Origin of the sequence: Aliivibrio fischeri, from assembly GCF_009727955.1 — a bacterium.
Lineage (GTDB): Bacteria > Pseudomonadota > Gammaproteobacteria > Enterobacterales > Vibrionaceae > Aliivibrio > Aliivibrio fischeri_A.
Genome location: NZ_WOBR01000016.1, coordinates 23,749 through 37,502, shown reverse-complemented (window position 1 = coordinate 37,502; position 13,754 = coordinate 23,749). Strand labels below are relative to the sequence as shown.

Sequence of the window (13,754 nt, the reverse complement as noted above, 5' to 3'; positions counted from 1 at the left end):
TGATGGAGATGGAAGGATAGTTATTTCATCCCTTTGCCAAATGGTTATAATGTAGGGCTAAATTTAGGATGGTGAAAGAGTAGTAATGGCTGATAATCGTAAGCAAAATCGCAAACCAGACGCACAAGTAGACGCGTTAAAAGTACCACCGCATTCGTTAGAAGCTGAACAATCAGTGTTAGGTGGTTTGCTACTTGATAATGAACGTTGGGATACGGTTGCCGAAAAAGTAGTGGCAAGTGATTTCTATAGTCGCCCACATAGATTGATTTTTGAATCACTTAAAGCCATCCTAGAAGACAGTTTGCCTTTGGATTTGATTACGTTATCAGAGCATCTTGAGCGCCATGAAAATTTAGACTCGGTTGGTGGTTTTGCTTATTTAGCTGATTTAGCTAAAAACACACCAAGTGCAGCCAATATTAACGCGTATGCAGATATCGTGCGTGAGCGTGCAATGGTACGTAACCTGATTGGTGTTGCGAATGAAATCGCAGATGCGGGTTATGATCCTCAAGGACGAACTTCTGAAGATTTACTTGATATGGCAGAGAGTAAAGTATTTGCCATTGCAGAAGAACGTACTACCGAAAATGAAGGCCCTCAAAATGTCGACTCAATTCTAGAGAAAACGCTAGAACGTATCGAAATTTTATACCAAAGCCCACAAGATGGTGTAACGGGGGTTTCAACTGGTTTTACTGACCTCAATAAGAAAACCGCAGGTTTACAAGGGTCAGATTTAATTATCGTTGCTGCTCGTCCATCGATGGGTAAAACTACCTTTGCGATGAACTTATGTGAAAACGCAGCAATGGACCAAGATAAACCTGTCCTTATCTTTTCTTTAGAGATGCCCGCAGAACAGCTAATGATGCGTATGTTGGCTTCTCTTTCTCGTGTAGACCAAACTAAAATTCGTACCGGCCAGCTTGATGACGAAGATTGGGCTCGTATTTCTTCTACTATGGGCATTTTGACTCAGAAGAAAAATATGTATATCGATGATAGCTCAGGCTTAACACCGACAGAATTGCGTTCACGTGCTCGTCGTGTTGCGCGTGAATCGGGTGGTCTAAGTATGATCATGGTCGATTATCTTCAATTAATGCGTGTACCTGGTTTGCAAGATAACCGTACGTTAGAGATCTCTGAAATATCACGATCGTTAAAAGCGTTAGCTAAAGAGTTGAACGTTCCTGTTGTGGCGCTGTCGCAACTTAACCGTTCCCTAGAGCAACGTGCTGATAAACGTCCGATTAACTCGGATTTGCGTGAATCGGGTGCGATCGAGCAGGATGCCGATTTAATCATGTTTATTTACCGTGATGAGGTATATAACCCTGAGAGTAATCGTAAAGGTATCGCTGAAATTATTATTGGTAAGCAACGTAACGGTCCTATCGGTTCTGTTAGCTTGACTTTCCAAGGGCAATTTTCTCGTTTTGATAATTACGCAGGCCCTGCGTTTGATGATGAATAATAAGGCTGAATCATGAGTTATATGAAAGCGGCCACAGCGCAGATTGATATGTCTGCACTTGCCCACAATTTGCAAAAGATTAAACAACAAGCTCCGAGTAGCAAGTTACTGGCTGTTGTAAAAGCAAATGGGTATGGCCATGGATTGCTGAATATCGCTAAAGGTGCGCAAGGAGCTGATGCATTTGGTGTCGCTCGTATTGAAGAGGCGCTGCAGCTTCGAGCAGGCGGTATTGTAAAACCTATTTTACTACTTGAAGGGTTCTACTCTGCAGGTGACTTGCCTATTTTGGTGACTAATAACATTCAAACGGCTATTCATTGTAAAGAGCAGTTAGAAGCATTAGAAAGCACAGACTTAGAATTTCCAGTCGTTGCTTGGTTAAAAGTAGATTCAGGTATGCACCGTTTAGGTATTCGCCCTGAAGAATTTCAAGAATATGTTGATAGACTGCATGCTTGTAAGAATGTCGCTAAACCTTTGCGTTATATGAGTCACTTTGGTTGTGCTGATGAACTTGATAGTTCAACGACAACAGAGCAAATCGATACCTTTATGTCGTTAACAAAAGGGTGTCAGGGAGAGCGTTCTCTTGCTGCGTCTGCAGGGTTATTAGCTTGGCCTGATAGTCGTTTAGATTGGGTTCGCCCTGGCATTATTATGTATGGCGTTTCTCCATTTGCAGAACAATCCGCACAAGAGTTAGGTTATTTGCCTACGATGACCCTTACCTCCCATTTGATCGCAGTTCGTGATGTAAAAGCGGGAGAAAGTGTTGGCTATGGTGGAATGTGGACCAGTGAGCGTGATACTAAAATTGGTGTTATTGCGATTGGTTATGGTGATGGGTACCCTCGCACAGCTCCAAATGGTACACCAGTGTTAGTTAATGGGCGCAAAGTACCTATTGCTGGTCGAGTATCTATGGATATGTTGACCGTTGATTTGGGGCCGGACGCTCAAGATAAAGTGGGGGATGAAGCCATTTTATGGGGACGAGATCTTCCTTCAGAAGAAGTCGCAGAGCATATTGGAACTATTGCCTACGAGTTAGTGACTAAATTAACATCACGTGTGCAAATGCAATACACTTAATGAGAGTCTTCTTGAATTCATTTTCTTTTAAAAGCGCTACTGGTTTAGCGCTTTTTCTTATTTCTAACTTGGCTTTTTCAGAAAGCGATATTTGGCCTACGTCTTTACCAGAAACTGCTGCTGTCCCTTTTATGTACTCATCAGAGAGCTTAGGGACTACCATAGGCGCTGCGGGTGTAATGAAAGGCGTTGGGCAACCTCAAGCAACATTGTTTGCTGCTGGTTTGTATTCTAGTAAAGGTTCGTATCTTACTTATTTATCAGCAAATAATTTTCAAATTAGCCATTCATGGTTAGTTGGTGCCAATGCCTATAATGCTAGCTTTAAAGACATGGATTATCATCTTGGCGCAGCGGGAAGTAATGATTCTTTGCCAGAACAAGAGGTGTTTACGGACAGCGTTGAGGCTCAATATCATTTAACTGCACAATATGTCTTGCCTATCGGTAATGGAGAAAGCATTGGGGCAAGAGCTGCATATCAACCGGAACGGAAAATTAAGGGGTTTAATCCTCTTGATAGCGGTGTGTCGAGTATAGAGTTAAGCCCATTTTATTATTCTCGTGAATTGTCTGATGTTGCTGGATGGAATGAGCCAGAATCGAACTGGGGAATGAAGGTTCATTTTGATTGGGATAATCGAAATAGTGTTCGAAATACTACGCATGGTTCTCGTACCGAATTGGATTTTACCTATTCTCCTGAAACGGGTTCACAGCAAGAGTGGTGGACGTGGGAATACCAACAAAGTGCCTTTTTTGATTTAGGTAATTTAGGCGATGTAATAAATAAGCAAGTATTGGCTTTAGATATGTATATTGCAGACACGCCAAGTTGGGACGAACAGCATCAACCTCCTGAATATGCAGGAATAAGATTGGGTGGATTATATCGATTAAGAAGTTTTGGTGGTGGACGCTTTCATGGGCGATCTGCTGTGCATTATTCTGCAGAATATCGTGTAATGCCTGATTGGCAGCCTTTAGAAGAATGGCCTATCTTTAATCTTTATGATGTACCTTGGTGGCAATGGGTTGCTTTTGTTGATGCCGGACGAGTTGCTGATGAATTCTCTTTATCCACACTTCATAGTGATATGAAGTGGAGCGCCGGTGGAGCTATTCGCTTTCAAGTTGAAGGGATTGTGGTTAGAACCGAAATGGCATGGGGTAATGAAGAAAGTCAATTTAGAGTGATGATTAATCAGCCTTTCTAGATATTTATGATAAAAATGAAGTGAACTCTAGTGTTCTTTCATTTGGATTGGGATAATGTTCACTAATAAAAGTTTTAATGTGACCTAACTCAAAAAGGGTGAGCGTAGTTTTGGTCATAATAAATAAAGTTCACCAATTTTTTAGATTCGTAAAAACGGGGAGTTCTTAGTTACGACTTTGAACTTACAAGCATATTACACAGGATATTTTTACCATGTTAAAAAACATCAACCCAACAGAAACTCAAGCTTGGGCAGACTTAACAGCGCACTTTGAAACAGCACAAGATTTTAATTTATCAGATTTATTTGCTGCTGATGCACAACGTTTTGATAAGTTTTCAGCAACGTTTGGCCAAGATATTTTAGTCGATTTCTCTAAAAACTTAATTACTGAAGAAACGATGAAGAAGTTGTTTGCACTTGCTGAGCAAACTGAATTATCTTCAGCAATTACAGCGATGTTCAGTGGTGAAAAAATCAATAAAACTGAAGGTCGTTCAGTGCTTCATACTGCACTTCGTAACCGTAGCAACACACCAATTATGGTTGATGGTGAAGACGTAATGCCTGCAGTGAATGCAGTCTTAGAAAAAATGAAAGGTTTCACTGAACGTTTAATTTCAGGTGAATGGAAAGGTTACACAGGCAAAGAAATTACTGATATCGTAAATATCGGTATCGGTGGTTCAGACCTTGGTCCATACATGGTATCTGAAGCGCTAGCACCATACAAAACTCGTCTAAACATGCACTTTGTTTCTAACGTAGATGGTACGCACATTGTTGAAACATTGAAGCCACTAAACCCAGAAACAACATTATTCTTAATCGCCTCTAAGACGTTCACAACTCAAGAAACAATGACGAATGCACACAGTGCTCGTGATTGGTTCCTTGCTGAAGCTGGCGATCAAGCGCACGTTGCTAAACACTTTGCCGCACTATCAACAAACGCACAATCTGTATCTGAGTTTGGTATTGATACAGACAACATGTTTGAATTCTGGGATTGGGTTGGTGGTCGTTACTCACTATGGTCTGCTATCGGTCTTTCTATCGCATTAGCGGTTGGTTTTGATAACTTTATTGAGTTATTAGAAGGTGCTCATGAAGTAGATAAACACTTCGCTGAAACTGATCTTGAAAATAACGTACCTGTTATTTTAGCGCTAATCGGCCTATGGTATAACAACTTCCACGGTGCTGAATCTGAATCTATTCTTCCATACGACCAATACTTACATCGTTTTGCTGCGTACTTCCAACAAGGCAACATGGAATCAAATGGTAAGTGTGTTGATCGTAATGGTAATCCTGTTGATTACCAAACAGGTCCAATTATTTGGGGTGAACCAGGTACAAATGGTCAACATGCGTTCTATCAATTAATTCACCAAGGTACAAAACTTATCCCTTGTGATTTTATTGCTCCTGCAATTAGCCACAACCAAGTAGGCGATCATCATCAAAAACTGATGTCTAACTTCTTCGCACAAACTGAAGCGTTAGCGTTTGGTAAAACAGAAGAGACTGTGAAAGCTGAATTTGCTGCTGCAGGAAAAACAGAAGCGGAAGTAGCTGAGCTAGTACCATTTAAAGTATTTGAAGGTAATCGCCCAACGAACTCAATTCTTGTTAAACAAGTTACTCCGAAAACACTAGGTAACCTTATCGCAATGTACGAACACAAAATCTTTGTACAAGGTGTGATTTGGAATATTTTCAGCTTCGACCAATGGGGTGTAGAGCTTGGTAAGCAACTGGCTAACCAAATTCTTCCTGAGCTTGCTGATGATAAAGCAGTAACGTCTCACGATAGCTCAACTAACGGTCTAATCAACGCATTTAAAGCGCTTAAAGCTTAATGGTTGAGTTATAACGTTTATAATAAAGAGCTGACTTCGGTCGGCTCTTTTTGTATTTATACCAATCCACATAAATATTTGATCATTCTTGCTTGTTAAAATCGATTTTTCCTACGCAATTATCTGATCAACTACTTACCTGGATTGGTATTATTTATCTATATTACAGGCAATAAAAAAGGCTGATCCCTAAATATCAACCTTTATCATTTTCTGAATCCTAGCTCTTGCTTTTGCTCTTATAGAAGCGCAGCGTTCTAGTTTCTAGCCCCTGTTACTCAAAACAGATCTCAATAAATGCATTACCCCATTCAGAAGCAAATGGCATGATAATAATCGCACCTTCACATTTATGAGTAATGGTATGGCCTTTACCTGATACAACGATAGGCGTTGCCATATTAAATTCAAAACCACTTTCAGAAAGAATGCGTTTTGCTCCACCAGTAACCATATTGGTGATTTCACCAACCATATCAGTTACTTCTTCATTAATGCTGTTTGGGCGTTCACCCAACATGTTTTGCATTACTTGTAGAGCAAGTTGCTCATCAAAAGTAATCGACATTGAACCTTTACTTTGAGGGCCAACCATTCCTATTAGGCCTGATACATCACCACGGGCAATTTCATCTTTTTTGATACGAGGCTTTTGAGGTTTTAAGTCCATTGATGCCATCGTTTTAATAACATTCATAAATGAAGCTAAGAATGGGTTTACAAATTCAGCGCGCATGGTGAGTGATGTCCTTTAAATATTATTTTAATTTTTCTTATTGTTACTTAAACAAGTCTTGCAAGTGCCATGAGTTTCAACAATATGGTTCTCAACTGAAAAACCGATTTGTTCAGCATGTTTAGTTAGCTGCTTAGTAATATCATTATCATGGAATTCAACAACGTCATCGCAAGTTCGACAGATGAAAAGTTGTGAAAAATGAGCGTGTTCACCGATCACACAGCAAGAAATATAGCTATTTATTGATTCGACCTTATGCACAAAGCCTTGAGTGACCAAAAAATCTAATGCTCGATAAATGGTTGGTGGCTTTGCTTGGGGTTCTATTTGTTTTAATTGTTCTAATAGGTCATAAGCACTGATCGCTCCCTGATGAGTGACAATCAGTTCTAAAACAGTTAATCGTTGTGGGGTTAACCTTACTCCACGTTGTTGGCATAACAGCTCAACCTTTTGTTTTTGTGTACGATTCAATGAAAATATGTCTTATTTTTTGAACAAGTTGAGGAGTTTAACATAACTCTCGTTATTTTTTATCCACTATTTAGAGAATTATTATTTGTTATGTGAGTTGCCTAATAGAGTTTATGGGATGGTTGTTTGTGTTCTTATTATGTTAGAATTGAGGCCTTGATCACTGAAAGAATTAACCTATGAGCTCTTATCCACTACAACGTTTTTCTGTTGCCCCTATGCTTGATTGGACAGATCGTCACTGTCGTTATTTCCATCGTCAATTATCTGAGCATGCGCTTTTATATACTGAGATGGTAACTACTGGTGCGATCATTCATGGTAAAGGTGATTTTCTTGTGTATAACGAAGAAGAGCATCCAGTAGCCTTACAACTAGGTGGTTCAAACGTTAAAGATTTAGTTCATTGCGCAAAATTAGCAGCAGAACGTGGCTACGATGAAGTAAACCTAAATGTGGGTTGCCCATCAGATCGAGTACAAAATGGCCGTTTTGGTGCTTGTTTAATGGCAGAACCGGACTTAGTTGCTGAATGTGTCGCTGAAATGAAAGCAGTGGTTGATATTCCTGTAACGGTAAAAACTCGTATTGGTATTGATGACCAAGATAGCTATGAGTTTTTAACTAAGTTTGTTTCAACAGTTCATGAAAAGGGCGGTTGTGATCAATTTACTATTCATGCTCGTAAAGCATGGTTAAGTGGTTTGAGCCCGAAAGAAAACCGCGAGATCCCGCCACTTGATTATCCACGTGCGTATCAAATTAAGAAAGATTTCCCACAATTAATTATTGCGGTTAATGGTGGTATTAAAACATTAGCGGAAGCAAAAGAGCATTTAGAGCATTTAGACGGTGTGATGATTGGACGTGAAGCTTACCAAAGCCCGTATTTATTAGCGGAAGTTGATCAACAACTTTTTGGTAGTGACAAGCCAATTAAAAAGCGTCGTGAGATTGTTGAGTCTATGTACCCATATATTGAACGTCAGCTAGAGAATGGGGCTTACTTAGGCCATATTACTCGTCATATGTTAGGTCTATTCCAAAGCATGCCGGGTGCGAGACAATGGCGTCGTTATATCAGCGAAAATGCGCATAAGCCAGGAGCAGGCATTGAAGTGGTAGAAACGGCTCTTGCTAAAATTCCTTCTGAATTAGATGTATAGATTTTAGCCACTCTGTCGATAAATTAAGTTAGATACGTAAAAGAAGAGTATATAAATAAACCAAATCGTTTATTATTACTTCATATGAACCAAATAGCGTCGCAAATGGAGACTACGCATGAACAAATTATCCCTCGCCACTGTTGTTGCTTCTGCTGCCTTAGTTATGGCAGTACCTGCACATTCAGCAGAGAAGGAATTTACAACTAAAGTTGCTATTGATGCGTGGTTCCCTGATGGAAAAGTTGGCTCTAAAGAGGGAGCGGTAAGAGATAATGATGTGGATGCATCGCAAGCTTTCTCTATTGCTTTTGAACACCCGTACCCAATTTTACCTAATGTAAAAGTACGTTATACGCCAGTAAAAGCGGATCGTTTTGAATACGACCAAATTGACTACACCGGTTACTACAAATTATTAGAGACTGATGGCCTGCAATTTGATGTAGGTTTAACATTAACTCAATTTGCAAACGGTGAATTTAATAAGGGAGGTTCGATTCCTGGAGGTCCAGCAGACCAAAGCTTTAGTGAAACAGCACTAAACATGTATGCAGATGCATCGATGCACATTCCAAATACAAACTTCCATATTTTTGGTCAGTATGATTTTGGTAGTAGCAGTGATACTCGTACAATGGATGGTCAAGCCGGTGTGAAATACATTCTTCCTGTTGATGCTGTCGATGTTGAATTCAAACTTGGTTATCGTGTAATGGATCATGAGTTTGGTTATTTTGAAGGCTTTGATAGTGACCAAGCAAACGTCATGGTTGATGGCTGGTTTGGTGGTTTGTCGTTTGATTTCTAATCGATAAAAATCTAACGAATTATTTTTAAGGTAGCGATTCAGGTGACTGAGTCGCTATTTTTTTATTTTAAATTTGCTCAAATTACGTTTATTGACCATGCTTATAAAGTGGATACTGCCATAAGTTGTGTTATGGCTGTTGTCGTAAGAAGGATGCCGTTATGACCACTTTAAGTGAATTAAAATTAATGTATCAAGAAGATCAATTGGTTGAAGCAGTAATAGAACCCGTTATTGTTGAAGACTCTTGGATCGTTGAGTTTCGCCATGTCCGTGGTGGTCTGGTTTTATTAACGGATTTAAAAGGAGGAGAGGTGAAATATCGTGATTTAGAAGCGGCCTCAAAGAGCGCATTGGCTGTTGGTTTTAGTCAGGTAAGAATCAACGAATAAACGATAAAAGTCATCCCATTAACGCAAAGCAACCATTTCTTTCTTCCAAAAAGTTATAAAACATACTTATCTATTCTTTCTTGTTATAGAAAATTCTCGCTAATCTAACATGACGCAATGAATAGGGATGTCGTCATGTTATTAAAGGAACTCTCCGCACTCGCTAGTCCACTTAATGACCAACAAATAGGTCAGTTACAGCAAGCCGCTTCTGAATTGTCGCCACAGCAATTGGCGTGGGTCAGTGGCTACTTCTGGGGGATAAGCCAAACATCAGGTGCAACACAACCAATCAATCAAGCTGCCGCAGCGGTATCAAGCCAACCTGCTGGTAAGTTATCTATTATTTTTGCCTCTCAAACCGGTAATGCCAAAGGCGTTGCTGAAGCATTAAAAGAAGAAGCGGCAGCGGCCGGTATTGCTGTTGAGCTTTTTGATGCCAGTGATTACAAAGGTAAAAATTTAGCAAAAGAAACTCATGTCATTATTGTCGCTTCAACCAATGGTGAAGGTGAGGCACCTGATAATGCCATTGAGTTACATGAATTTTTACAATCGAAAAAAGCACCTAAGCTCGATAATTTACATTACGGTGTTATTGGTCTAGGGGATTCAAGCTATGAGTTTTTCTGCCAAACAGGTAAAGACTTTGATGCCTTCTTATCAAAACAAGGGGCAACGCCGTTTATTGAACGTGTTGATCTTGATGTAGATTATGAAGCTCCCGCTGCGGAGTGGCGAAAGCAAGCACTTGATAAAGTAAAAGAGGCATTAGCTTCTGAAGCACAAAGTGCGCAAGTGGTTCAGCTTCCTGTTGGACAAGCCGCTCATACCTCTCAATACTCAAAACAAAATCCGTATACCGCTACGTTATTAACCAGCCAAAAAATCACAGGGCGAGATTCAGGTAAAGATGTTCGTCATATCGAAATTGATTTAGATGGTTCAGGATTAACTTATCAACCGGGTGATGCTCTTGGTGTGTGGTTTGAAAATAGCCCAGAGCTCGCTTCAGCAATTTTGAAGCAAGTCGGTTTAACGGGAGATGAAGCGGTTGAGGTGGATGGTGATTCAATATCGCTTCAAAAAGCGTTGGTTGAAAAATATGAAATCACCTCAGCAAATCCGCAATTAGTGACTCAATATGCTGAGTTGTCAGGCAGTAAAAAGCTAGAAAAGTTAGCAACAGATAAAGATAAGCTTCGCCAGTATTCAGGGAATACTCAGGTTATTGATGTATTGTCTGAGAAAAAAGAAAAACTTACAGCAGATCAACTGGTTGGTTTGCTTCGTCGCTTAACTCCTCGTCTATATTCTATTGCATCAAGTCAGTCTGAAGTGGATGACGAAGTGCATTTGACGGTGGGGGTTGTGGAGTATCAGCAAGGGGATGAAACTCGATTTGGTGGTGCCTCTAGTTTCCTATCTCATCGTTTAGAAGAAGGCGATGAAGTAAAAGTATTTATTGAACACAACAATAATTTCAAACTTCCTCAAGATGATAATGTTCCTGTGATCATGATAGGCCCAGGTACGGGTATTGCTCCATTCCGCTCATTTGTGCAAGAGCGTGATAACCGTGATGCAGAAGGTAAAAACTGGTTATTCTTTGGTGATAGAACGTTTACTCAAGATTTTTTATATCAGGTGGAGTGGCAGAAATACCTTAAATCGGGAATTGTGAATCAGCTTGATGTTGCTTTTAGTCGTGACCAACAAGAAAAAGTGTATGTACAACATCGAATCTTAGAGCATGCCGCACAAGTATGGCAGTGGCTGCAAGATGGGGCGTATATCTATGTATGTGGTGACGCAACTCGTATGGCGAAAGACGTACACGAAGCATTGATTTGCGTTGTAGAGCAACATGGACAGAAAACGAGAGAAGAAGCAGAGCAATTTGTAAATGAGCTGCGTAAGGCAAAACGTTATCAAAGGGATGTGTACTAATGAGCGAATTAATTGACGTTAAAACGATTTTATCAGGGACAGAGCTTGGTCCACTTGCTGATAATGAGCGATTAAAGCGTGAAAGTAAGCATTTACGTGGCACGATCGTAGAAGATCTGCAAGATCGAATTACTGGTGGATTTACCAAAGATAATTTTCAGCTGATCCGCTTTCATGGCATGTATCAACAAGATGATCGTGATATTCGTGCTGAGCGTGCGAAACAAAAATTAGAACCCTTGCATAATGTCATGCTACGAGCTCGTATGCCTGGCGGCATTATTACACCAAAACAGTGGTTGGCGATTGATAAATTTGCTGAAGAACATACCTCTTATGGCAGTTTGCGCTTAACGACACGTCAAACCTTCCAGTTTCATGGTGTGTTAAAGCCAAATATTAAATTAATGCATCAAACATTAAACAGTATTGGTATAGATTCGATTGCGACAGCAGGGGATGTGAACCGAAATGTGTTGTGTACGACTAACCCTGTTGAATCTGAACTTCATCAAGAAGCGTATGAATGGGCGAAAAAAATCAGTGAGCATTTATTACCAAAAACACGTGCCTACGCTGAAATTTGGTTAGATGGTGAAAAGCTAGAAACCACGGATGAAGAACCGATTTTAGGCAGTAATTATCTGCCTCGTAAATTTAAAACCACCGTTGTTATTCCTCCGCAAAATGATGTGGACGTGCATGCGAATGATTTGAACTTCATTGCCATTGCAGATAATGGAAAACTGGTTGGCTTTAATGTGCTTGTGGGTGGTGGTCTTGCAATGACACATGGTGATACGGCAACTTACCCACGTAAAGCGGATGATTTTGGTTTTGTACCGTTAGAGAAAACCCTTGATGTTGCTGCGGCAGTGGTGACTACTCAGCGTGACTGGGGTAACCGTTCAAATCGTAAAAATGCAAAAACCAAATACACATTAGATCGTGTGGGTTCTGATGTATTTAAAGCGGAAGTTGAAAAACGAGCTGGCGTTCAATTTGAAGAAAGTCGTCCCTATGAGTTAACGGAACGCGGTGATCGAATCGGTTGGGTTGAAGGGATTGATGGTAAGCATCACTTAGCATTATTTATTGAAAATGGGCGTTTATTAGATTATCCGGGAAAACCACTAAAAACAGGTGTGGCTGAAATTGCTAAGGTTCACCAAGGTGATTTTAGAATGACAGCAAACCAAAATTTGATTGTTGCTGGTGTCTCTTCTGAGCAAAAAGATCATATAGAGCAAATTGCTCGTGTGCATGGTTTGATTGATGATACTCATTCAGAACAGCGTAAAAATTCAATGGCTTGTGTGGCGTTTCCTACTTGTCCATTAGCCATGGCGGAAGCCGAACGTTTCTTACCTGAATTTGTGACTGAAATTGAAGGTGTATTGAAAAAACACAATCTGCCAGAAGAAGACAACATTATTTTCCGAGTCACTGGTTGTCCAAATGGTTGTGGCCGAGCAATGTTGGCTGAAATTGGCCTCGTTGGTAAAGCGCCGGGGCGTTATAACTTCCATCTTGGTGGTAATCGCAGTGGAACTCGAGTTCCTAAAATGTATAAAGAAAACATCACTGACCGTCAAATCCTTACTGAAATTGATCAACTTGTTGGTCGTTGGGCGACTGAGCGTAATGAAAATGAAGGGTTTGGTGATTTTACGATCCGTGCCGGTATCGTAGATGAAGTTAAGGTATCAAAGAGGGATTTTCATGCCTAAATTGCAATTATCAGAGCTGTTATCGTTAACCAAGGTTGAGCAAACATTACGTTTAGCTGAGGTTAATCTTGAGCTTGAGAAACTAACAGCCCAAGAGCGTGTTGTTTGGGCGTTAGAAAACTTAGAAGGTAACCCTGCGTTGTCATCCAGTTTTGGTATTCAAGCTGCGGTGATGTTGCAATTAGTTACTGAAGTAAAATCAGATACGCCTATTATTTTGACTGATACCGGGTATCTATTTCCTGAAACCTATCAATTTATCGATCAATTAACGGACCGATTGAATTTAAATCTTCATGTATTTACTGCGGATGAGAGCCCAAATTGGCAAGAGGCTCGTTATGGTAAATTATGGGAGCAAGGTGTAGAAGGCATTGAGAAATATAATAAACTCAATAAAGTTCAGCCGATGCGTCGTGCTTTAGATCAACTTGAAATTGGAGTTTGGTTTTCAGGGCTGCGCCGAGAGCAATCGGGTTCTCGAGCAAATTTACCTATTTTAAGTATCCAAAATGGTGTTTTTAAATTCCTCCCGGTCTTGGATTGGACAAATAAAGAAGTTCATTACTTTTTGAAAGAGTACGACTTACCTTACCATCCATTATGGGACCAAGGGTATTTATCTGTTGGTGATACACACACAACTCAGAAATGGGAACCGGGAATGAGCGAAGAGGAAACTCGATTTTTTGGCTTGAAGCGGGAGTGTGGATTACATGAAGATGACGGTGAACTTGATGGTTCTGGAATTTAAATGATAAAACTATCATTAAATAAGTTTAATTGGATTAAAAGGCAGCGATAACACTGCCTTTATTTATCTTGATTG

General features: G+C 40.1%; 12 protein-coding genes. 10 read left to right on the top strand and 2 right to left on the bottom strand.

What is annotated here, in order from left to right:
• The first annotated feature begins 85 nt into the window (after positions 1-85).
• From GNP81_RS18580 to pgi, 4 genes are all read left to right on the top strand, one after another.
• On the top strand, positions 86-1,483 hold the full coding sequence (locus GNP81_RS18580; RefSeq protein ID WP_012532865.1) for a replicative DNA helicase: 1,398 nt from the start codon (positions 86-88) through the stop codon (positions 1,481-1,483).
• A 12-nt stretch (positions 1,484-1,495) separates the two neighbouring features.
• Entirely contained in the window at positions 1,496-2,578 is a 1,083-nt protein-coding gene (alr, locus tag GNP81_RS18575; RefSeq protein ID WP_038155094.1) for an alanine racemase, read from the top strand.
• Complete coding sequence (locus GNP81_RS18570; protein WP_155674890.1) at positions 2,578-3,795, top strand: BamA/TamA family outer membrane protein; 1,218 nt, start codon at positions 2,578-2,580, stop codon at positions 3,793-3,795. The genes alr and GNP81_RS18570 overlap by 1 nt, the downstream gene beginning before the upstream one ends.
• 215 nt (positions 3,796-4,010) lie before the next feature.
• A complete protein-coding gene (pgi, locus tag GNP81_RS18565; RefSeq protein ID WP_155674888.1) occupies positions 4,011-5,663 on the top strand; it encodes a glucose-6-phosphate isomerase in 1,653 nt (550 codons plus the stop codon).
• Positions 5,664-5,937: 274 nt separating this feature from the next.
• Here pgi and GNP81_RS18560 read toward each other — a convergent pair whose 3' ends face one another.
• Both GNP81_RS18560 and zur read right to left on the bottom strand, forming a co-directional pair.
• Positions 5,938-6,399 (bottom strand): chemotaxis protein CheX, encoded by a 462-nt coding sequence (locus tag GNP81_RS18560; protein WP_005417353.1) that lies wholly within the window; start codon positions 6,397-6,399, stop codon positions 5,938-5,940.
• A gap of 27 nt (positions 6,400-6,426) precedes the next feature.
• Positions 6,427-6,876, bottom strand: a complete 450-nt coding sequence (zur, locus tag GNP81_RS18555; RefSeq protein WP_011261113.1) for a zinc uptake transcriptional repressor Zur — start codon at positions 6,874-6,876, stop codon at positions 6,427-6,429.
• Between the two features lie 179 nt (positions 6,877-7,055).
• Here zur and dusA point away from each other — a divergent pair, with 179 nt between their 5' ends.
• The 6 genes from dusA to GNP81_RS18525 all read left to right on the top strand — a co-directional run bounded on the left by dusA (position 7,056) and on the right by GNP81_RS18525 (position 13,679).
• The gene (gene dusA / locus GNP81_RS18550) at positions 7,056-8,042 is read left to right on the top strand and encodes a tRNA dihydrouridine(20/20a) synthase DusA (protein ID WP_155674886.1); all 987 of its coding nucleotides are present in this window, start codon (positions 7,056-7,058) and stop codon (positions 8,040-8,042) included.
• 118 nt (positions 8,043-8,160) lie between these two features.
• Positions 8,161-8,853, top strand: a complete 693-nt coding sequence (locus GNP81_RS18545; protein ID WP_155659979.1) for a TIGR04219 family outer membrane beta-barrel protein — start codon at positions 8,161-8,163, stop codon at positions 8,851-8,853.
• Positions 8,854-9,014: 161 nt separating this feature from the next.
• Complete coding sequence (locus GNP81_RS18540; RefSeq protein ID WP_005417357.1) at positions 9,015-9,245, top strand: hypothetical protein; 231 nt, start codon at positions 9,015-9,017, stop codon at positions 9,243-9,245.
• 135 nt (positions 9,246-9,380) lie between these two features.
• Entirely contained in the window at positions 9,381-11,195 is a 1,815-nt protein-coding gene (locus GNP81_RS18535; protein ID WP_155674884.1) for an assimilatory sulfite reductase (NADPH) flavoprotein subunit, read from the top strand.
• Positions 11,195-12,925: an assimilatory sulfite reductase (NADPH) hemoprotein subunit gene (gene cysI / locus GNP81_RS18530; protein WP_155674882.1), complete on the top strand. Its 1,731-nt coding sequence runs from the start codon at positions 11,195-11,197 to the stop codon at positions 12,923-12,925. Before GNP81_RS18535 ends, cysI begins: the two co-directional genes overlap by 1 nt.
• Positions 12,918-13,679: a phosphoadenylyl-sulfate reductase gene (locus GNP81_RS18525; RefSeq protein WP_146864606.1), complete on the top strand. Its 762-nt coding sequence runs from the start codon at positions 12,918-12,920 to the stop codon at positions 13,677-13,679. Before cysI ends, GNP81_RS18525 begins: the two co-directional genes overlap by 8 nt.
• Positions 13,680-13,754: the final 75 nt, after the last annotated feature.